This is a genomic window from Micromonospora sp. CA-269861 (genome assembly GCF_050948505.1).
Lineage (GTDB): Bacteria > Actinomycetota > Actinomycetes > Mycobacteriales > Micromonosporaceae > Micromonospora.
This window is the reverse complement of record NZ_CP192014.1, coordinates 3,354,191-3,374,000: the sequence shown is the minus strand read 5'-3', so window position 1 is coordinate 3,374,000 and position 19,810 is coordinate 3,354,191. Positions and strand designations below refer to the sequence as shown.

21 protein-coding genes, 1 pseudogene and 1 riboswitch are annotated in these 19,810 nt (G+C 71.5%); of the genes and pseudogenes, 3 read left to right on the top strand and 19 right to left on the bottom strand.

Annotated elements, in window-relative coordinates; genetic code table 11:
- Positions 1-27 precede the first annotated feature (27 nt).
- A pseudogene (locus ACQP0U_RS15650) lies at positions 28-1,247 on the bottom strand (chorismate-binding protein).
- Positions 1,248-1,370: 123 nt separating this feature from the next.
- Here ACQP0U_RS15650 and ACQP0U_RS15645 point away from each other — a divergent pair.
- Positions 1,371-1,571 (top strand): DUF5999 family protein, encoded by a 201-nt coding sequence (locus ACQP0U_RS15645; RefSeq protein ID WP_007460326.1) that lies wholly within the window; start codon positions 1,371-1,373, stop codon positions 1,569-1,571.
- A gap of 150 nt (positions 1,572-1,721) precedes the next feature.
- Here ACQP0U_RS15645 and gcvP read toward each other — a convergent pair whose 3' ends face one another.
- The 3 genes from gcvP to ACQP0U_RS15630 form a co-directional block, all read right to left on the bottom strand.
- Complete coding sequence (gcvP, locus tag ACQP0U_RS15640; protein WP_433320111.1) at positions 1,722-4,544, bottom strand: aminomethyl-transferring glycine dehydrogenase; 2,823 nt, start codon at positions 4,542-4,544, stop codon at positions 1,722-1,724.
- Between the two features lie 74 nt (positions 4,545-4,618).
- A riboswitch (glycine riboswitch) is annotated at positions 4,619-4,717 on the bottom strand.
- 87 nt (positions 4,718-4,804) lie between these two features.
- Positions 4,805-5,647 (bottom strand): NAD-dependent protein deacetylase, encoded by an 843-nt coding sequence (locus ACQP0U_RS15635; protein ID WP_433320108.1) that lies wholly within the window; start codon positions 5,645-5,647, stop codon positions 4,805-4,807.
- An 89-nt stretch (positions 5,648-5,736) separates the two neighbouring features.
- Positions 5,737-6,804: a MerR family transcriptional regulator gene (locus ACQP0U_RS15630; RefSeq protein WP_433320874.1), complete on the bottom strand. Its 1,068-nt coding sequence runs from the start codon at positions 6,802-6,804 to the stop codon at positions 5,737-5,739.
- Positions 6,805-6,922: 118 nt separating this feature from the next.
- Here ACQP0U_RS15630 and ACQP0U_RS15625 point away from each other — a divergent pair, with 118 nt between their 5' ends.
- Positions 6,923-7,579, top strand: a complete 657-nt coding sequence (locus tag ACQP0U_RS15625; protein WP_433320105.1) for an NAD(P)H-binding protein — start codon at positions 6,923-6,925, stop codon at positions 7,577-7,579.
- A 25-nt stretch (positions 7,580-7,604) separates the two neighbouring features.
- Positions 7,605-7,883: a DUF1905 domain-containing protein gene (locus tag ACQP0U_RS15620; RefSeq protein WP_433320102.1), complete on the top strand. Its 279-nt coding sequence runs from the start codon at positions 7,605-7,607 to the stop codon at positions 7,881-7,883.
- A 25-nt stretch (positions 7,884-7,908) separates the two neighbouring features.
- On the opposite strand, the gene ACQP0U_RS15615 is transcribed toward ACQP0U_RS15620, so the two are convergent.
- From ACQP0U_RS15615 to ACQP0U_RS15545, 15 genes are all read right to left on the bottom strand, one after another.
- Positions 7,909-8,775 carry an SAM-dependent methyltransferase gene (locus tag ACQP0U_RS15615; RefSeq protein ID WP_433320099.1) on the bottom strand — a complete coding sequence of 289 codons (867 nt, stop codon included), beginning with the start codon at positions 8,773-8,775 and terminating at the stop codon, positions 7,909-7,911.
- A 200-nt stretch (positions 8,776-8,975) separates the two neighbouring features.
- Positions 8,976-9,671 (bottom strand): DivIVA domain-containing protein, encoded by a 696-nt coding sequence (locus tag ACQP0U_RS15610; protein ID WP_433320096.1) that lies wholly within the window; start codon positions 9,669-9,671, stop codon positions 8,976-8,978.
- A gap of 52 nt (positions 9,672-9,723) precedes the next feature.
- On the bottom strand, positions 9,724-10,905 hold the full coding sequence (locus tag ACQP0U_RS15605) for a globin domain-containing protein (protein ID WP_433320093.1): 1,182 nt from the start codon (positions 10,903-10,905) through the stop codon (positions 9,724-9,726).
- A 2-nt stretch (positions 10,906-10,907) separates the two neighbouring features.
- Entirely contained in the window at positions 10,908-11,306 is a 399-nt protein-coding gene (locus ACQP0U_RS15600) for a group I truncated hemoglobin (protein WP_433320090.1), read from the bottom strand.
- Between the two features lie 258 nt (positions 11,307-11,564).
- Positions 11,565-12,164, bottom strand: coding sequence for a MerR family transcriptional regulator (locus tag ACQP0U_RS15595; protein WP_433320871.1), 600 nt, complete (start codon positions 12,162-12,164; stop codon positions 11,565-11,567).
- Between the two features lie 159 nt (positions 12,165-12,323).
- On the bottom strand, positions 12,324-12,788 hold the full coding sequence (locus ACQP0U_RS15590; protein WP_030327706.1) for a bifunctional nuclease family protein: 465 nt from the start codon (positions 12,786-12,788) through the stop codon (positions 12,324-12,326).
- 186 nt (positions 12,789-12,974) lie between these two features.
- Positions 12,975-13,676, bottom strand: coding sequence for a transcriptional regulator FtsR (gene ftsR / locus ACQP0U_RS15585; protein ID WP_433320086.1), 702 nt, complete (start codon positions 13,674-13,676; stop codon positions 12,975-12,977).
- A gap of 50 nt (positions 13,677-13,726) precedes the next feature.
- Entirely contained in the window at positions 13,727-14,179 is a 453-nt protein-coding gene (odhI, locus tag ACQP0U_RS15580) for an oxoglutarate dehydrogenase inhibitor Odhl (protein WP_007071101.1), read from the bottom strand.
- A gap of 214 nt (positions 14,180-14,393) precedes the next feature.
- Positions 14,394-14,774: a glycine cleavage system protein GcvH gene (gene gcvH, locus ACQP0U_RS15575; protein ID WP_196926700.1), complete on the bottom strand. Its 381-nt coding sequence runs from the start codon at positions 14,772-14,774 to the stop codon at positions 14,394-14,396.
- Positions 14,775-14,834: 60 nt separating this feature from the next.
- Complete coding sequence (locus ACQP0U_RS15570) at positions 14,835-15,848, bottom strand: DUF881 domain-containing protein (RefSeq protein ID WP_433320083.1); 1,014 nt, start codon at positions 15,846-15,848, stop codon at positions 14,835-14,837.
- Positions 15,849-15,859: 11 nt separating this feature from the next.
- Positions 15,860-16,192, bottom strand: a complete 333-nt coding sequence (locus ACQP0U_RS15565; RefSeq protein ID WP_030327710.1) for a small basic family protein — start codon at positions 16,190-16,192, stop codon at positions 15,860-15,862.
- The gene (locus tag ACQP0U_RS15560) at positions 16,189-17,133 is read right to left on the bottom strand and encodes a DUF881 domain-containing protein (RefSeq protein ID WP_433320080.1); all 945 of its coding nucleotides are present in this window, start codon (positions 17,131-17,133) and stop codon (positions 16,189-16,191) included. Before ACQP0U_RS15560 ends, ACQP0U_RS15565 begins: the two co-directional genes overlap by 4 nt.
- Complete coding sequence (locus tag ACQP0U_RS15555) at positions 17,130-17,762, bottom strand: CDP-alcohol phosphatidyltransferase family protein (protein WP_433320077.1); 633 nt, start codon at positions 17,760-17,762, stop codon at positions 17,130-17,132. The genes ACQP0U_RS15560 and ACQP0U_RS15555 overlap by 4 nt, the downstream gene beginning before the upstream one ends.
- A 293-nt stretch (positions 17,763-18,055) precedes the next feature.
- Entirely contained in the window at positions 18,056-18,517 is a 462-nt protein-coding gene (locus tag ACQP0U_RS15550) for a MarR family winged helix-turn-helix transcriptional regulator (protein WP_433320868.1), read from the bottom strand.
- Positions 18,518-18,573: 56 nt separating this feature from the next.
- Entirely contained in the window at positions 18,574-19,746 is a 1,173-nt protein-coding gene (locus ACQP0U_RS15545; protein ID WP_433320074.1) for a PP2C family protein-serine/threonine phosphatase, read from the bottom strand.
- Positions 19,747-19,810: the final 64 nt, after the last annotated feature.

Sequence of the window (19,810 nt, the reverse complement as noted above, 5' to 3'; positions counted from 1 at the left end):
TCAGCGTATCGCCGTGCCGCACCGCGGTCAGCGCCCGGCCAGGGCGGCGCGGATCGGGGTGGTCTTCGCGGCGGCCTCGGCGACCTCGGCGTACGCGTCGCTGTCCCAGGTGATGCCGCCGCCGGCCCAGGTGTGCAGCCGCTGACCGTCGGCGGCGGCGGTGCGGATGGTCAGGCCGAGGTCGACGTGGCCCGGGGCGACCCAGCCGAGCGCGCCCATGCTGGCGCCCCGGCCGACGGGTTCGAGGGCGCTGATCTGGGTCAGGGCGGCGAGTTTCGGGGCGCCGGTGACGGAGCCGCCGGGGCAGGTGGCGCGCAGCAGGTCGGCGAGGCCGAGGCCGTCGGCGACGGCGGCGCGGACTGTCGACTCGGCCTGCCACAGGTCGCACCAGCGGCGCACGGCGAACAGGTCGTCGACGGTGACGGTGCCGGTGCGGGCGATGCGGGCGAGGTCGTTGCGTTCCAGGTCGACGATCATGATGTGTTCAGCGCGTTCCTTGGCGCTGGCGAGCAGTTCGGCGCGGCCGGTGGCGGTGGCCGGGCGGGTGCCCTTGATCGGTCGGGTGATCACCTGCCCGTCGGTGACCTCGACGAGGGTTTCCGGGGAGGCGCAGCCGATGGCCCAGCCGTCGCCGGTGAGGACGCCGCCGTAACGGGCGCCGGGGAGCGCGCCGAGGCGGCTCAGGGCGGGCAGCGGGTCGCCGGTGTAGGGGGCGGAGGCGTGGCCGACGAGGTTGCTCTGGTAGACGTCGCCGCGGCCGATGGCGGCGCGGACCGCGTCGACGGCGGCGGCGTGCTGGTGGGGGTCCAGCTCTCGACCCACTCGCCGAGCCACCACGGTGGCCCCGCGTCGGGCCGGGTGGCACGGGTGGGGCCGTGTTCGTAGACGACCACGGCGAGGTCGGGCAGGCCCGGCGCGGGTTCGGGCGCCCCGGTGGGCGCGCCGGCCAGCAGCGCTCCGGCGGCGGCGGACAGGTACAGCGCCGCGCCGCAGGCCCCGGTGCCGTGCTGGCCGGTGGCGGGTCGGGTCAGGTCGTGCAGGGGCAGGCCGTGCGCGGCGAGGAACTCCTCGGCCAGCGCCGCGGGGTCGCCGCCGTCGCCGCGGGACCAGTGCAGACGGGCGCGTTCGGTGAGCGCGCCCCGGCACGCGGCCGGCGCGGCGGGCACATCGACCAGCGCCGCCAGGCCGCTGTCCGAGGGACCCACCTGTGGGAGCGTTTCCACGCCGTACGGTCCAACCTTCCTCATCCGTTCAGTGGATTTCCCGTGCACCAGGCGGGCACCTGCTCGATGCTGGACACTTTCGCTTGGTACTGTGCGTCACTGGTCATGTGAACCATGACACAGTGCCCCCACAGTCCGGAGAACCCGATGTGCCAGCACCAACCGACCTGTCCCTCCGCTGAAGCCACCGACCGGGAAGCCGCACGGGTCCTCGCCTGCTTCCGTGAGCAGGGCTGGAGCCTGCTCTGCAACGGTGTCATCGTCTTCGAGGACACCGGCGAGTTGCTTCCCGACGGCAGCAGCATCGCACCGCACCGCGGCCCCGCCCGCCACGCCCTCGTGGCCTGACTGACCACTCAGCGTCACCGAATAGCCGCCGTCGACCCAGGCTAGTCCCCCGGTAAGGGACGTCCCCGCCCAGGTCGCAGCGGCTGCCGGGGCAGGCCGTACCGCCCGCCCCGGCGCGCCGCCGTCAGCCGTCCAACGCCTGCGGCGGTGTCAGTCCTCGAACGCCTCCGGCGACGGGCACGAGCAGACCAGGTTCCGGTCGCCGTACGCGCCGTCGATGCGCCGCACCGGCGGCCAGTACTTCCCGGCCCGGTCCACCCCGGCCGGGTACGCGCCCACCGACCGCGGGTACGCGTGCGACCACTCGTCACCGCTGACCATCGCCGCGGTGTGCGGCGCGTTGGCCAAGGGGTTGTCCCCCGCCGGCCACGCCCCGGAACCCACCTGCTCGATCTCCGCGCGGATGGCGATCATCGCCTCGCAGAACCGGTCCAGCTCGGCCAGGTCCTCGCTCTCGGTCGGCTCCACCATCAGCGTCCCCGCCACCGGGAACGACATCGTCGGCGCGTGGAAGCCGTAGTCGATCAGCCGCTTCGCCACGTCGTCGACGCTGACCCCGGTCGCCTTCGTCAACGGCCGCAGGTCGAGGATGCACTCGTGCGCCACCAGGCCCTTGTTCCCGGCGTACAGCACCGGGAAGTGCCCGCGCAGCCGCGCCGCCACGTAGTTCGCCGCGAGGACCGCCACACCCGTCGCCCGGGTCAGCCCCTGCGCGCCCATCATCCGCAGGTACGCCCACGGGATCGGCAGGATGCCCGCCGACCCGTACTTCGCCGCCGAGATGGCCGGCGTGGCGTCCACGTGCGCGCCCAGCGGGTCACCGGGCAGGAACGGCGCCAGGTGCGCGCGGACCGCCACCGGGCCCACACCGGGGCCACCGCCGCCGTGCGGGATGCAGAACGTCTTGTGCAGGTTCAGGTGCGACACGTCCGCACCGAACTTGCCGGGCTTGGCGAACCCGACCAGGGCGTTGAGGTTCGCCCCGTCGACGTACACCTGCCCGCCGGCGTCGTGGACCTTCGCGCACAGCGACGCGATGCCCGTCTCGTACACGCCGTGCGTCGACGGGTACGTCACCATGATCGCGGCGAGCGCGTCCCGGTGCTTGTCGATCTTCGCGTCCAGGTCGACGAGGTCGACGTTGCCGTCGTCGTCGCAGGCCACCACCACGACCCGCATGCCGGCCATCACTGCCGACGCCGCGTTCGTGCCGTGCGCCGACGACGGGATCAGGCACACGTCGCGGTGCGTCTCACCCCGCGACGCGTGGTACGAGCGGATCGCCAGCAACCCGGCCAGCTCACCCTGCGAACCGGCGTTGGGCTGCACGCTGACCGCGTCGTAGCCGGTCACCTCGGCCAGCCACGACTCCAGCTGACCGATCATCTCCCGGTACCCGGCGGTCTGCGCGTCCGGCGCGAACGGGTGGATGTTCGCGAACTCCGCCCAGCTGACCGGCTCCATCTCGGTGGTCGCGTTCAGCTTCATCGTGCACGACCCGAGCGGGATCATGCCCCGGTCCAGGGCGTAGTCGAAGTCCGACAGCCGCCGCAGGTAGCGCAGCATCGCCGTCTCCGAGTGGTGGCTGCGGAACACCGGGTGGGTGAGGAAGTCACTGCCCCGGGCCAGGTCGAGCGGCAGGGCCGTGTCCGCGTCGCCGTCGAACGCGGGCACCCCGAACGCCGCCCACACCTCCCGCAGGTGCGCCTCGGTGGTCGTCTCGTCGCAGGACACCCCCACCCGGTCGGCGTCGACCAGCCGCAGGTTCACGCCCCGCTGCGCGGCGGCCGCGACGACCCGCTCCGCGCCGCCCGGCACGCTCGCGGTGACGGTGTCGAAGAACGCGACGTCCGCGACGTCGACGCCACCGGCGCGCAACCCGGCCGCGAGCCGCGCCGCCATGGCATGGGTACGCGTCGCGATGTCGCGCAGCCCGTCCGGGCCGTGGTAGACGGCGTACATGCCGGCCATCACCGCGAGCAGCACCTGCGCGGTGCAGATGTTGCTCGTCGCCTTCTCCCGCCGGATGTGCTGCTCACGGGTCTGCAACGCCAACCGGTAGGCCGGGTTGCCGTCCGCGTCGCGCGACACCCCGACCAGGCGCCCGGGCAGCATCCGCTCCAGGCCGGAGCGCACCGCCAGGTAACCGGCGTGCGGCCCACCGAAGCCCATCGGTACGCCGAAACGCTGCGTGGTGCCGGCGGCGATGTCCGCGCCGATCTCCCCTGGTGCGCGCAGCAGCGTCAACGCCAACAGGTCCGCCGCGACGGTCACCAGCGCGCCGACGGCGTGCGCCGCCTCGACCAGGCCCGCGTGGTCACGCACCGCACCGGACGCCCCCGGGTACTGCAGGTGCAGGCCGAAGAACTCGGCAGGCAACTCGTCGCGCTGCACGTCGAGGACCCGCACGTCGATGCCGAGCGGCTCGGCCCGGCTGGTGATCACCGCGATGGTTTGCGGCAACGCGTCGGCGTCGACGACGTACACGCCGCTCTTGCTCTTGGAGGCCCGCCGCGCCAGGGTCATCGCCTCCGCCGCCGCGGTGCCCTCGTCGAGCATGGAGGCGTTCGCGGTGGTCAACCCGGTCAGGTCGGTGACCATGGTCTGGAAGTTCAGCAGCGCCTCCAGGCGGCCCTGGCTGATCTCCGGCTGGTACGGCGTGTACGCCGTGTACCAGGCCGGGTCCTCCAGCACGTTGCGGCGGATCACCGCAGGGGTGTGCGTGCCGTGGTACCCCAACCCGATCATGGAGACGGCGACGGTGTTGCGCGCCGCGAGGGCCCGCAGCTCGGCGATGGTCTCGGCCTCGGTGGCCGGGTCGGGCAGGTCGAGGGTGCCGTGCCAGCGGATCACCTCGGGGATCGCGGCGTCCATCAGCTCGTCGATGGAGTCGTGCCCGACGACCTCCAGCATCCGACGCTCATCGTCGGGGCCGGGACCGATGTGACGGGTGGCGAACTGCTCTACGGTCATAGGGGGCACTCCCGGGGCGAGGTCGACGTGTCGGCCTCCCCCTCTGTCGCACCCACGAGCGGCGCTCCACAGTGCCTGCCCACGAGGTCCTTTTGCCTGAGAGGTTCCGGGGAGGATTTGCCCCTTCGGCGCCGCCCTGCGTGCTGTCGGGCGGTCTCTCCCACGTGGGTGTTACCGGCGCTCTCAACGCTACCAGCGTTGGTGTTTCCGGCGGATGTCCTCCCCCTGGGCCGGGCACCCACCCGGCGTGGGCCGCGCCGTCAGACGGTGAGCGGCGCCGCGGCGTCGACCCGCGCGGCCAACTGCGGCAACACCGCGCCCAACGGCGCGTCGACGCACACGGTGGCGTGGCCGTCACCCCGGGTCGGCCCCTGGTTGACGATGGCGACCGGGATGCCCCGTTTCGCGGCCCGAATCACGAAACGGCGCCCCGACATCACCGTCAACGACGACCCGAGCACCAGCAACGACCGGGCCTGCTCCACGGCCGTGAAACACCTCGTCACCCGCTGCGCCGGCACCGTCTCCCCGAAGAACACCACGTCCGGTTTCAGCATCCCGGTACCGCAGATCCCGCAGTCCACCGGCCGGAACGCGGCCACCTGCTCGTCGGGGAGATCAACATCACCGTCCGGGTTGACCGCGGCGACGCGGGCCACGAAGTCCGGGTTGGCCTCGCGCAGCCGCCGGTCCAGCTCCTCCCGGGAGGTCAGGTTGCCGCAGTCCAGGCAGGTCACCTCGTCGAGGCGACCGTGCAACTCGATCACCGACGTACTGCCGGCGGCGCCGTGCAGACCGTCGACGTTCTGGGTGATCACGGTGTCGACCAGGCCGGCGTGTTGCAGCCCGGCCACCGCCCGGTGCCCGGCGTTGGGCGCGGCGCCCGCGATCAACCGCCACCCCAGGTGACTACGCGCCCAGTAGCGCCGCCGTGCCAGGGGATCGCGGGTGAACGCCTGGAACGTCATCGGCGTGTGCCGCCGCGCCACCCCGCTGGGCCCCCGGTAGTCCGGAATGCCCGACTCGGTGGACAGGCCCGCGCCGCTGAGCACCACCACCCCACCACCGGCCACCAGCGAGGTCAACGCGTCGAGGCTCTCCATCACCTCTCCATGCTGCCTCAAGCCGTCCGCCAACGCCGAACCCCCCGATGCCGGGTGGCCGGCCCCACCCGGCATCGGGGTGGCGACGGCTACACCGCGACGACGTCGGCGACGACGCAGGCGACGTTGTCCGGCGCGCCCTCGGCCCGCGCCAGACCGATCAACTCGCGCACCGTGTCCTCCGGGTCGGCCGCCGCGCCCAGCGTCGCGCGCAGGTCGGCCGCGTCGACGACCGCGGACAACCCGTCGGAGCACAGCAGATACCTGTCACCGGGCAGCGCGGTGCGCAGCGCCAGATCCGCCTCGACCTGCCGACCGCCGCCGAGGGCGCGCACCAGCACCGCCCGCTGGGGATGCGCGGCGGCCTGGTCCCGGTCGAGCCAGCCCTGATCCACCTGGGCCTGCACCCAGGTGTGATCCTGGGTGAGCGGGGACAGCTCACCACCGCGCAGGAGGTAGGCCCGGGTGTCACCGACGTGCACCAACGCCAGCCGGGAACCGCTGAGCAGCAGCGCGGTCAGCGTGGTGACCGGCCGGTCGGTGTCGGTGGCCAACCCGCGTACGGCGCGGTCGGCGTCGCTCACCGCGCCGGCCAGCATCGTCAGCAGGTCGGCGTCCGGCACGTCGGTGCGTGCCAACGGCTTCAGGGCGTCGACGGCGGCCGCGCTGGCGGCCGCGCCGCCGGGCCCCCGCATGCCATCGGCAACGGCCAGCAACCGCTCGCTGGCGTACGCGGTGTCCTCGTTGCTGTCGCGCACCAGCCCGGTGTCACAACCGGCGGCGCAGCGCACGGCAACGGCGGGATTCGGGTCAGACATGGTGGTACCCCCTCCAGACAGGTGGTCCACGAGGAGGGTGGCGAGCCGGGCGCGCGCCGCGGTGTCGGCGCTGACCTGCCGCCAGTACCCGGTGATCGCCTCGGCCGCCGCCGCGGGCTCCAGGCCACACACGACCCGGATCGTCGCCAGCGGCATGCCGAGCCGACGCAACTGGGCGACCAGCCGAGCCACCGGCACCTGCGCCGGGTCGTAGAGCCGGTACCCGGACTCCGGATCGACAGCTGCCGGCACCAGCAGCCCCACCTGGTCGTACAGGCGCAACGCCTTCGGCGTCAGCCTCGCCGCCCGGGCGAACGCCCCGATGGTCATCAGCCCCACGTCGACATCCTCCTCGTACCGGTCACGGCGACCGGCACCCACCAGGCTCAGGCTTACCCGAAGGTCAAGGTCAAGCCGGTGACGCCGCCCGCACCCGCGCCGCCGGTAGGTTGGGCGCATGCGCGTCGTCATCGCCGGAGGCCACGGCAAGATCGCCCTACTGCTGGAGCGTCACCTCAGCGGACGCGGCGACACCGCCGTGGGCCTCATCCGCAACCCCGAGCAGGCCGCGACGCTCCGCGACGCCGGCGCCACCCCCGTCGTCTGCGACCTGGAACACACCGAGGTCGCGCAGCTGGCCGCGCACCTGCACGACGCCGACGCGGTGATCTTCGCCGCGGGCGCCGGCCCCGGCAGCGGCGCCGCCCGCAAGGACACCGTCGACCGGGCCGCCGCCGCGCTGCTCGCCGACGCCGCCGCCCTTGCCGGTGTCCACCGCTACCTGCTCGTCTCCTCCATGGGCGTGGACACGCCACCCGCCCCCGGCAGCGACGACGTGTGGGCGGCGTACCTGCGCGCCAAACGCGCCGCCGAGGACGACCTGCGCGGCCGCGACCTGGCCTGGACGGTGCTGCGCCCCGGCCGGCTCACCGACGACCCACCCACCGGGCGGGTCACCCTCACCCCCCACGCCGGCCGAGGCGCGATCAGCCGCACCGACGTCGCCCACGTCCTCGCCGCCCTGCTCGACGAACCGGGCACCACCGGCACGACCCTGGAACTCGTCGACGGGCCCACCCCGATCGCCGAGGCCACCCGCGCCGTCGCCACCTGACCGACCCCCCGCGCCGAGGAGAGCCATGAACCCGCAACCACTGGACTACCGCTTCACCGCGCCCATCGAGAAGGACGGCGCATTCGCCACCTACGTGACCGTGCCCGACTCCGCGGACCTGCTCGGCACCCGACGCGCCGTCAAGGTCACCGGCACCATCGACGGGCACCCGTTCAGCGCCACCCTCATGCCCTCCGGCGCGGGCCCGCACTGGCTGCCCATCCGCGCCGCCCTGTGCAAGGCCATCGGCAAGAACGCCGCCGGCACCGAGGTCACCTTCCACCTCGAACAACGGCTCAGCTGACCGCCCACCCCGCCGACGGCGCGGGTCAGCCGTGCGGGCGGTGCGCGGCGACCAGCACCGGCCCGCCGGGGACAGTCGGAAAACGGCGGACATCACCCAACCCCGACGCCGCCAGCACCTGGGCCATCCGGTCCGCGTCGAAGGCGTTGCCGCCGTTGCGGACGGCGTTCCACCTGTCGACTGCCGCCCGCAACGGATCCCCGGCCGGCGGGTTCGTGCCCGCCACCAACCAACCACCCGGTCGCAGCGCCTGCACCAGCCGGGGCAACGCCACCGCCAACGTCTGCTGGGGCAGGAACGGCGCCGGCAGCCAGACCAGGTCGTACCCGCCCGGCTCGGCCACCTCCGCGACGTCCTGACGGCGCAGACTGATCCGATCCGCGACATCGGACGCCTCGGCCAACTCCCCGACGGCGAGGTCCAACGCCCGCTGCAACACGTCGATGCCCACCACCGACGCCCGGGGCAACGCGCGAGCCAGAGCGACAGCCAACCCCGCCACACCGGTGCCCACGTCCAGCACCCGGCCGTCCGCCGAGCCCAGGCGCTCCGCCAACCCCGGCAACTCGGGCACCACCCGGGTCGCCAACGCCCGGCCGGTCGCCGCCGACGCCCGACCCTGATGCAGCAACACCTCGTCGTCCAACTCCGCCCAACCGGCCCCACGCGGCCCGGACGGCTCCTGCGCCGCCGCGGCGACCGCCTGCCGCAGCGAACTCAACCGCGCCTGCACCGCGCTGCTCCCGGTCGGCCCGTCGGGCGGCACCAGCGACGGGTGCGCGACCGGCGACCCGCCGTCCCAGGAGAGCAGACCAGCGGCCTCCAGCACCGCGCTGCGGTGCGGCGACGCCGCGAGGACCTCGGCGAGCGGGGCCGACAGGGCGTCACTCATGGTGCCGACCGCGGCCGCCAGAGCCCACGCCGAAGCCTCCAACGCCGCGAGGGGGTCCGGTGACGGGGACGGTGGTACCGACACGAAGGCGCCTCTCCCAGGGGCGGGCCGCAGGTCAGGCCCGCCTGACCCCTCCGACTATGCCACCGCCACCAGGACGCCGGGCGGGGTCCACGTCAGCGAACCCCACCCGCCACGACTCAGCGCTGCTGGTGTCGCGGCAACGCCGACTGCCCCAGCACACCACCCACGAACGGCGCCCCCGGCGTCTCCGCCGCGATCCGATCCATCGTGCGCGCCAACTGCTCACTACCGTCGTCGAGATGCCGCGCCGCCGCCTGCATGTGCGACACCATCATCTCGCCGAAGATCCGCAACGCCTCCCGCGTCGCCACCGTGTCGTCGAAGCTCGACCCCGCAGTGCTGCGGTACTCCGCCACCGCCCGCTCGGCCTCCTGCTTCGCCTCCGCCTCGGCCGCGTGCAGGTAGCTCTCGTACTGCACCCGGGCGTACTCGGCGACCCGACGGGCGTAGTCGTGGGCCTGCGCGATGATCTGCTCCGCCTCGCGTTGCGCCGCGGACAGCAGATTCACCTCCCGCGCCGCCGGAACCTTCGCCGCCGCGCCCGTACTCGGAATCACCCCGTGCCGGTGCAACTCCACCCGGTCGTTCAGCCGCTCGTTCTCCGCCCGCAGCGTCGCGATCTGCGTCGCCAACAGGTCCAGCTCGTCAGCGACCTGCACCCGGAACCGGTCCACGTCAGCGTTGTCGTAACCACGCCGGGCGAACGACGCGGCACCGAACTCCCACCGGCGAACCCGATCGGCGGTGATCCGCACCTGCACACCGCCGGAAATCTGCACACCGTCATACCGACTGATCGGCGTCGCGCTCACCTGTGCCCACCTCCGTTCGCGACTGCGGGGCCCGCAAGCTCACTCCTCGCGCTCACCTGTGCCCACCTCCCGAAGTGTCACCCGGAGCCGACTGCTGCACCGCCGTCCGCCATGCCGGGCCGTACCACTGCGCGCCCAGGCCCTCGTGGTGCACCTGACCCGCGTGGAAACCCGCCTGGACCAACGTCCGCACCGCGTACGACACCATCTCGTCCGACCCACACACGAACACGTGCCGGGAACGCCAGTCACCGTCGGCCAACGCCCGGTCCACCGCCTGCACGAACTCCCCCGGGCGGTGCACGTCGGCACCCACCACGTACGTCACCGTCAACCACGGATACGACGACGCCAACTTGTCCATCGCGTCGCTGTCGTAGAACTCGCTCCGCGAACGGGCCCCCACGTAGAGATCCACCCGGCGGCGGGAACCCTCCGCGGCCACCTGCTCCACCAACGCCTTCACCGGCGCCCAGCCGGTACCCGCGACCAACAGCAACAGGTCACTGGTGCCCGCCGACCACAGTCCCAGCCGGTCCCCCACCGGCGCCGCCAGGTGGATCCGATCACCCACCGCCGACCCGTACACCAGCCGCGACGACACCGCGCCACCCGGCGCGGCCCGCACGTGCAACTCCAACGTGCCGTCCGCCCGCGGCGCGTTCGCCGGCGAGTAGTACCGCCACGACCGCACCGACGGGTGCGACACCCCGACCGACTGGCCCGGCGTGAACGGCAACAGGTACTGCGGACGCACCGTCAGCACCGCCACGTCGAACGCGCGCCGCTCGTGCGCCACGATCTCCGCCACCCACCACGGCGGATTGACCGCCTCGGCGGCCTGCGCGGCCTCCATCATCACCTGGGCGACCAGCCCGTACGCGGCCGTCCAGTCCGCAGCCAACTCGTCGGTCCACTGCTCGGCGAGGAAATGCTGCAACGTCGCCACCAGCGCCTCGCCGACCGCCGGGTAGTGCTCGGCGCGGACCGCGAACTTGCGGTGATCCGCGCCGAGATCCTGCAGGAAACCCACAAGCCCATCCACCTGGTCCACATTGGACACAATGTGACCCAGCGCGGTCACGAGGCGATCGCGCTGACCGGCCATGTTCGTCGGGAACATCTGCCGCGTCTCAGGATGAGCGAGGAACAACGTCGAGTAGAAGTAGAGCGGCACCTGGTCGCCGTGACCGGCGACCACCGACCAGCTCTGCTTGAGGCGAGCCGCGTCCACGCTCAGGCGTCCGACCGGTCTCCGGCAGCCACCACCTGGTCCTGCACCTGCCCCAGCACTATCTGCACATCGGCGAGGATGTCCGCCGGCACACCCAGCTCGGTCAGCGTCACCGTCAGGTACTCGCCCACCTTCGCGTAGTGCTCCACCGGGATGTTCAACGGCTGGTGCGCCTCGGCCAACCCACGACCGGTGTACTCGTTCGGGCCACCCAGCACCACGGTCAACATCAACGCCAGGTGCCGCCGCTGACCCGCCATGTCCACATCGGCGAAGTAACCAGCCAACGCCGGGTCGACGAGCACCTTCTCGTAGAACAACTCAACGGCCGCCTTGACCGAGCTGGCACCACCAATTCGGTCGTAGTGCGAAGCGGGCGCCGTCTCTTCCGTAACCGTCACGGTCGTTCCTCCCGGGGATGAAGGGTCCAGAACCGTGAGGGACCATAGCGTGTCAACCGCCTGCGGTCAGCGCCCCCTTATCGGATTCCCGACAACAGGCCGCCACGATGCGTCACCACTACCGATCGGTATCTCCACAATCGGCCACCGACACAACACCCACGGTATCCACAGTGGACCGCCACGGCCCACGGAACCGCACCACCGTCACCGACGGTCGCGAGAGAACCACCGAAAAAAAACCGAAAGTCCGAACGGTCAGCCGGCGCGCCGCCGTGCCCGCCGCGCCGCCAACTCGTCACCCACCGGATCCGACCCCGACACCACCGCCGGCTCCACCGGGCCGCTCATCGCCGGCTCCGCCGGCAGATGCGACAACGACCCCTGGATCTCCTTGAAAGCCCCACCGATCGCGATGCCGAAGACCCCCTGGCCACCCTGCAACAGGTCGACCACCTCCTCCGGAGACCGGCACTCATACACCGTCGTCCCATCAGAGATCAGCGTGATACCCGCCAGATCCTCCACACCACGCGACCGCAACGCCTCGATCGCCTTACGGATGTTCTGCAGGGACACCCCCGCATCCAACAACCGCTTCACGACCTTCAACACCACCAGGTCCCGGAACGAATACAACCGCTGCGTCCCCGAACCCGAGGCATCACGCACGCTCGGCACCACAAGCGTCGTCCGCGCCCAGTAATCCAACTGCCGGTAACTGATGCCCACCGCATGGCAGGCCGTCACACCCCGGTAGCCAACCGAACCGTCACCCTCAGCCGCCACACCTGGCGACGAGGCACCCGACTCGTCGAACCCTGCACCCGGATCGGAATCATCCCGCGGCTCGTGCATCCGGACAACCTCCCCGTCAGTGTGGCGACGCATCGTTTCCGGGACGCGCACCCCTCGACATGGAAACCCTATAGCCACCGCAAGGGGTAACCACGGAGGAACCGACGCGACACGCCGCGCAGCCACCGAGAAAGATCACCAACCGGGCCCAGGCACACCTCAGCCCGCGAAATCCTCCGGACGCACCTGCTCCAGGAACTCGCGGAACTTCTCCACCTCGTCCTCCTGCTCATCAGGGATAACGATCCCCGCCTCGCTGAGGACCTGCTCCGCACAACGAATCGGCGCACCGACACGCAACGCCAACGCGATCGAATCGCTCGGCCGCGCCGACACCCGCACCCCATCGCCGATCAACAGATCCGCGTAGAAGACGTTCTCCTTCAGCTCGGTGATCTCCACCGCCTGCAAGGGCGCCTTCAACGCCGCCAACACGTCCCGCAGAAGATCATGCGTCAACGGCCGGGCCGGCTTGACCCCCTGCTGCTCATAAGCGATAGCCGTCGCCTCGACCGCGCCGATCCAGATCGGCAGATAGCGGTCCCCCTCGACCTCCCTGAGCAGGACGATCGGCTGGTTGCTGGGCAGCTCCACCCGAACTCCGACCACGCTCAGCTCGCGCACCGCCGCCTCCGTGTCGTTGTCACCTACGCCGCACCGCGCCCTTCCCTGCACGGTACACGGACCGCGACACGGCCGTCCCATGCGCTACAGCACCACGCCCGCGCCGAAAAGGGGTTACCCCGGCAAGCCTACGGCACGCTTCCCGGAAGAGATCTTTCCGCTCAGCCACCACCCGCCGGGCACCCGTCACCGACCCAACGTCGACCGCAGACCCACCCGCACCAACGCCGCGTGCAACTGCTCCGACAACGCCACCAACTCCCGCGCCGTCTCCGCCGCCCGCGCCCGCGCCGCCGGATCACTCTGCCGCGCCAACGGCGCCACCAACTGCGCGAACAAACCAACCTCGCGGTCCGCCGCCGTCCGATAACCCCGCAGGTGCCGCGGCTCCAACCCGTACGACGCCAACCCCGCCACCGCCGACGCGATGATCAGAGCATCCGCGTCATACCACCCCGGCGGATCCGACACCAGCACACCGAGCCGCTCCAACTCCACCAACGTCGACTCGTCGATCCCACTACGCGCCACCAGATCCGTCCGGCCGAGCCGCACCTGCGACGACTCGGCCGGCTCCGCCAACTCACGACCCGGCACCGCACCATCAGGACCAACCGCCACCAACGCCGGCCGCGATCGCCCCGGCTGCTCACCAGACGAATCCCACTGGGCCAACTGCTCCCGGATCACCCGCAACGGCAGGTACTTGTCCCGCTGCGCGGTCAACACGAACCGCAACCGCGCCACATCGTCCCAGCTGTACTTCCGGTAACCCGCCGCCGTCCGCTGCGGCTCGACCAAACCCTCAGCCTCAAGAAACCGCAGCTTCGAAATCGTCGTGTCCGGAAAATCCACCCGCAACTGCCCAAGCACCTCACCGATGCTCATCAGCGGCTGAGACCGAGCCGCCCCGGGTGACGTGGAGGCCGCAGGCTCGTTCACCCCCGGCCGGCCTCCTCCTCCGGGCGCGGACCGGCGATGAACACCACCCGGAACTTACCGATCTGGACCTCGTCACCATTGCTCAACGTGGCCGCCTCAACCCGCTCACGATTGACGTACGTGCCATTCAGGCTGCCCACGTCCCGCACCGTGAACGTCCCACCATCGCGGTGGAACTCCGCATGCCGACGCGACACCGTCACGTCGTCCAGGAAGATGTCACTGTCCGGGTGCCGGCCACTGGTCGTCACATCGTGGTCCAACAGGAACCGGGCACCCGCATTCGGGCCTCGACGAACCACCAGCAGCGCCATACCCGGCGGCAACGAACCGGACATCCGGCTCGGCACCACATCGGTATCCGGCCCCTCCAGCACTTCGTCGAGCGAACCGAGATTGAGCGTCGAAGTGACGTCGAGTGGGGGGAACTCGTCGTCTGGCCGCGTCATGGGACCACCTCACGGATCTGTTCGGTCGGCGTCGGGTAATGGCGGGTCTGGCCGCCGGGCACTTGAACACCCGGCGGCTGGCTCCCCGTGCCCGGGAAGGCAATTCCGCAACGCTCAACTATTGGGTTCTCGGTCGACTGGGCGAGCCTAGCCAGCGCCGAAATGCAGGGCAACCGGACGCGCGCAGACATCCCACGCACCGGATCAAGCACACTCAGCCTTCGGTGATCTTCTGATACGCGGCCGCCGTCAGCAACCCATCAGTCGCAGTCGGATCATTCGGCGTGATCTCCACCAACCAACCCTCACCGTACGGATCAGTGTTGATCAGCTCAGGCGTGTCACCCAACGCGTCGTTACGCGCCGCCACCGTACCGGCCACCGGCGCGTAGATCTCCGACACACTCTTGGTCGACTCGATCTCGCCCAACGAGTCACCGGCCGCGACCACCGCGCCCGCCTCGGGCAACTGCACGTACACGATGTCACCGAGCGCGTCCTGCGCGAAGTGGGTGATGCCGACCCGGACCGAAGCCGTGCCGTCACCCGCCACCCACTCATGCTCAGCGGTGTATCGCAGATCCTCGGGAATCACCAGACGCGTCCTTCATCCATCGGTGCCCCGGACCACCCGGGTCCGGCGCGGCCGCGCCGGTCAGGAGACCGGACGGGCGTGTTCCAACTTGATCGGCACGTGCAGCGCCGAAACCTCGGCAACCTCACGCTCCCCAAACGTCACGTTACCGCCGTCACCCCGGACCGACGCCACCACCCCACCAGGAATGTTCAACGCCGTACGCATCGTCGCCGGATCACCGATCACCGTGATCGTGTACGGCCCCGTCAACCGACGCCCCTCCACCACCAACGACCCGTTGTCCCCATCGAGGAAGTACGTCGACGCGATGATCCGCACCGTCGCCCGATCCCCACCGGCGATCTGCATCGCCTCGGCGCCCGCACCACGAAGCTCCTGCACCGCGTCCAACACCCGGTTCGCCGAGATCGGCTTCACACCGGCGTCGAACTGCACAGTCAACCCCGGGCCCACCGCCGGCAGCGTCCCCGCCAGGATGCCCAGCTCGTCCGCCCGCCGCGTCGCCTCATCCAACGCCGCCTGACGACCCTGCTCACCCGAACGCAACTGCCGCTGACTGTCCTCCAGCGCACGGATGTCCTGCTGCAGGCGGTTCTCCCGCGCATCCAGATCCGACAGAATCCGGACCAGGTCCTCCTGCCGCGTGGCACCCAACGTCGGGTCCGTCGACGTCGTCTTCAACTGCACGACCAACGTGAACCCCAGCAACGCCAACAACACGGCGATCATCACCCCGGCAGTGCTCCACCGGGACCGGCCAGCCACCACCGGCGCCGCCGACTCCACCGCCGGCTCCGCCAACCCGCCGGAATCCGCGACCGGCTCCCCCGACCGCGACGCCGCGCTCAGGTCCACCGTCGCACCGTCGTCGACCGGCTCCACACCCGGCTGCACCGCGGGCTCGTCCTCCGACGGCTGCGGCTGCCCCGGCCCCTGCGGCGCCAACGGGCTCAGCTCATCCGGATCCGGCGCATCCGGCCGCGGATCCGGCTCACCCGCCGGCCCACCCGGCCGCACCGGACCCGCCGGCTGCGGCCACCCGGTCCCCGTGTCGGTCTGCTCGTCACTCATCGCAACCCAACCTACGCCCGGAACAGGTGCCGACGGATCGCCGCCACGTTGCCGAAGATACGCACACCCAGCACAACGACCACACCGGTGGACAACTGCCCACCCACCCCCAACTGGTCACCCAGATACACGATCAGACCAGCGACCAGCACGTTCGAAATGAACGACACCACGAACTGCTTGTCGTCGAAGATGCGGTCCAACCGGGCCCGCACCCCACCGAACACCGCATCCAACGCGGCCACCACCGCGATCGGCAGGTACGGCTGCAACGCCGCCGGCACCGTGGGATCAAGCCACACGCCCAGCACCACACCGGCGAGCAACGCCAGCACCGCGATCATCGGCCACCTCCGGAGGGGCTAACAGTCGTCGCCGGACCGGACGACCCGGGACTGCCGGACCGGACACCCGACGCGGAAGGGCTCGGACTGACCGACGGCTTGGCGTAGCGTAGCTGCGGCTCCGGTGCCGCCGGCAGGGTGAGGTCATCCGACTCCCGCACACCGAACGACAACCCGGTCCCCTGCGCGACCTTGCGCATCAACGCCGCGTTCCGGCTGTCCTCGAACTTGCGCCGCATCGAATCCGGCCCGATCGCCGACACCTCGTACGGCCCGGTCACCGGCCGGAAATCCACCAGCATCGCCTCACCCGCCGACCGGATCGTCGACGTCGACGTCAACCGCTGCCCATTGATGGCGATCGCCTCCGCGCCCGCGCTCCACAACGCGTTCGCCACCCCCTGCAGATCGCTGTAGAGCACCCGCGGCGGCCCAGCCCCCGCGCCGGTCACCGCGTCCGCGTTGTCCGGCGCGTCCGCCAACCGCACGACCACGCCATCACCACGCACCCGACCCAGCCCGGTGCTCGCCTCCAGGTTGCGCAACCGCGCGGCGGCCGACCCGCTCAACGCCGCGTCCCGCTGCCGACTGACCTCCTCGCGCAGCTGGTCCGCCCGCGTGGACAACCGGTCCGTCTGACTCTCCCGCTCCTTGATCTGCGTCACCAGACCCGAGCGGGCCTGACTGCGCCCCGGCTCGTCCGCCATCGTCTGCCGGTACGCGACCGCGAACAGGAAGCCGAGCATCACCACCACGACCAGGCTGACCGACCGCGTCGACCAGGCCCGCCACCCCCGCGCCGGACCGGACTCCGCCGACCGCCGACGGGCGGCGGCCGCGTCCGCGTACCCCGGATCCAGTGGGTTGCGAAACAGCTCGGTGAGGAAGTCGGGCGCGTACACCCGGTCCTGGCCGGGTTTCCCGAGCCGCGGGGCGCTCACGCCGCCGCTCCCGGGCCGCGCGCCGCGCGCACCAGCCGGGCCGCCTGAACGACGTACATCCCGCCGGCCACCCAGTACAGCACCAGCCCCCACCAGGCCAACGCCCAACCGATGGCGCTCGCCGCCGTCGCCACGTCGGTCGCCGCGCTGGCCAACAGCAGCACCGGGAACGCCGCGAGCAGCAGGAACGTGGCGGTCTTGCCCACGTAGTGCACCGGCGGCGGCCCATACCCGTAGCGACGCAGCACCGCCAGCGAGGCGAGCAGGAGCACCTCACGGGCCAGCAGCGCCGCGGTGAACTGCCACGGCACCACCTCCCGCGCGGTGAAGGCGACAAGGGTGGCGAGGATGTAGAGCCGGTCGGCGAGCGGGTCGAGCAGTTCGCCCAGGCGGCTCACCTGGTGCAGGCGGCGGGCGATCCAACCGTCGACCCAGTCGGTGGTTCCGCCGATGGCCAGTACGACGACCGCCGCCACGTCGGCCCGCTCCACCAGGAACAGGTAGAGGAAGAGCGGCACGCCCAGCAGCCGCGCGAAGCTGATCAGGTTGGGCACTGTGAGCACCTGGTTGCCGGGAGCCTCGTCGCCGGTGTCCCGCGGTTGCTCTGCCCGAGCCGGCCGACGCGACACCGATCCTCCTCCACGGCACGCGGGCCCCCGGCCGACGCCGGGCGCGGCTGCGGGTCGTACGCGCTGTCGGGCCGACCACCGCCGGCTCTCCCCTGCGGCCCCGGGCGGGGCCCCTTCCCCTGATGCGGCCCGCGATCTTGATGATCGCGGGCCGGGTAGGTGCGCTGCCACTATATCGGGCTTCCTCTCGCCGGCCGGGCGCCGCCGCCGGGCTGTCGGTGCGGCTGTGCCGCACTGTGGCGTGGATCACCACGCCTAAAGCGTCCTAGGATACTAGTGGAAGGGGGCGACGCTCAGGCCGTCTGGACGGCGGGATCGGCCTGCTGCTCGGGAACCGACGTCGCCGCCCGAGCGAACCCGGCCAGCGCCAGCAACAGCTCGTGCTGCATCCGCGCCGGCATCCGGTCCAGCACCGCCTGCACCGCGCGCTGCCGCCGCTCGGCCAACTCCCCCAACAGGGTCAGCGCGGCGGCCGTCGGCACCAACCGCACCTCACGCCGGTCGCGCGGATCGGCCACCCGGCGCAACAGCCCGGTCGCCTCCAACCTGTCGCACAGCCGGCTCGCCGACGAGGGCACCACGTCCAGCAGCTCCGCCAACCCGTTGACGTTGGTCTCCGGTCGACCGCTGATCAGCGTGAGCACCCGCAGCTGGGTGGGCGGCACCTGGTGCCGCGCCACGGCCGAGTCCAGTACGGCGATCAGCGTCCCGGCGGCCGCGTCGATCGCCGCGGCGAGATCCGCAGGTCGCTCCACCTGATGTCCCCTGCCGTCGTCGCGCTGGTGCCCGCCCGGCAACGCGGCGGCGAATCTCACCCCGTGCCCCGTTCACGTGGACCATGCCAATCCAGACAGACCACGACGGCGTCGTCGCGCAGATCGGAATCCGCGTGATAGGCGTGCAGTTCGCGCATCACCGTACCAACCGCCTCGGCCGGTGGCTGCAGCCGCGTGGCGCGCAGGGACCGAGCCATCACCCGCTGCCCGTACGGCTCCTGGCCCGCCGGCTCGGCGGCCCACACCCCGTCACTGACCACGAAGAGCCGGTCACCGGGCGCGAGTTGCAGTTCCTGAAGCTCGTACCGGGTCTCGGCGAACATGCCCAGCGGAAGCTGCTGATCCAGTTTCATCGGCTCGACCGTGGACCCGCGCATCCGCAACAGGTGGGGGGAGCCCGCGTCGACCGCCCGCACCCGACCGACGCGAGTGTCCACCTCGAGCAGCAGGGTGGCCACGTACCGGGCGCCGCGGTGTTGGTAGAAGACCGTGTCCGAGGCCAGCTCGGCCTGTTCCACGAGGCCACCACCGGAGCGACGCGCGTTGCGCATCGCGTTGACAGTGACGGCGGTCAACAGGGACGCGGCCAGCCCACTGCCCTCGCCGTTGAGCACCGTCACGGTGAGACGGTCGCCGTCCAACGACCAGTCGAAGTGGTCACCACCCACCGTGTACGCCGGTTCGAGCTGACCGGCCAGGTCGAACGCGTGGTGCGCCACACCGCGACCGGGCAGCAGGTCCCACTGCATCTCGGCGGCCATCGTCAGTCGCTCCCGCCGCCGGGCCCGCCGGTAACGGTCGGTCTCCCGGTCCGCCGCGCGCATCGCCACCGCCAGAACTCCGGCGACGTCCGTCGCCCAACCGGTGACCGCCGCGTTCGGCACGGTCGGAAGCTCGATCATCAGCACGCCCAGCCGCTCCCCCCACACCGTCAACGGCAGGTAGAGCCGGCAGGCGCCCGCACCGTCGCGTACCGGTTGCTGGCTGCTGAAGCAGCGCTGAGCCATGGTGTGGCAGGCCAGGAACCCGCCTGCCGGCAGGTCCGGGTCCAGCACCGGCCAGAGGCCGCTGATCCGGTAGTCGGCGACGAAGACGTCGGTGCGCAGCGCGCCCATCGCCGACCGGATCGCCCGGTCCGCCGCCTCGGCCAACTGGTCGGGCGGGGCCTCGCGCAACGCGCGCGACACCACGTCCGGCGCGTCTACCATCGTCGTCCTCCCCAGAAGCTTGCTATAGGGCAAGCATCATACGGACGCCTCCGGGCCGACGATC

Coding starts and splice junctions, on each gene's coding strand:
- odhI (WP_007071101.1), bottom strand. CDS start 14,179: ATGACGCGGCCAGACGACGAGTTCCCCCCACTCGACGTCACTTCGACG.
- ACQP0U_RS15615 (WP_433320099.1), bottom strand. CDS start 8,775: ATGAGTGACGCCCTGTCGGCCCCGCTCGCCGAGGTCCTCGCGGCGTCG.
- ACQP0U_RS15595 (WP_433320871.1), bottom strand. CDS start 12,164: ATGCACGAGCCGCGGGATGATTCCGATCCGGGTGCAGGGTTCGACGAG.
- ACQP0U_RS15645 (WP_007460326.1), top strand. CDS start 1,371: ATGTGCCAGCACCAACCGACCTGTCCCTCCGCTGAAGCCACCGACCGG.
- ACQP0U_RS15635 (WP_433320108.1), bottom strand. CDS start 5,647: ATGGAGAGCCTCGACGCGTTGACCTCGCTGGTGGCCGGTGGTGGGGTG.
- ACQP0U_RS15625 (WP_433320105.1), top strand. CDS start 6,923: ATGCGCGTCGTCATCGCCGGAGGCCACGGCAAGATCGCCCTACTGCTG.
- gcvP (WP_433320111.1), bottom strand. CDS start 4,544: ATGACCGTAGAGCAGTTCGCCACCCGTCACATCGGTCCCGGCCCCGAC.
- ftsR (WP_433320086.1), bottom strand. CDS start 13,676: ATGAGCATCGGTGAGGTGCTTGGGCAGTTGCGGGTGGATTTTCCGGAC.
- ACQP0U_RS15545 (WP_433320074.1), bottom strand. CDS start 19,746: ATGGTAGACGCGCCGGACGTGGTGTCGCGCGCGTTGCGCGAGGCCCCG.
- ACQP0U_RS15620 (WP_433320102.1), top strand. CDS start 7,605: ATGAACCCGCAACCACTGGACTACCGCTTCACCGCGCCCATCGAGAAG.
- ACQP0U_RS15565 (WP_030327710.1), bottom strand. CDS start 16,192: ATGATCGCGGTGCTGGCGTTGCTCGCCGGTGTGGTGCTGGGCGTGTGG.
- ACQP0U_RS15570 (WP_433320083.1), bottom strand. CDS start 15,848: ATGAGTGACGAGCAGACCGACACGGGGACCGGGTGGCCGCAGCCGGCG.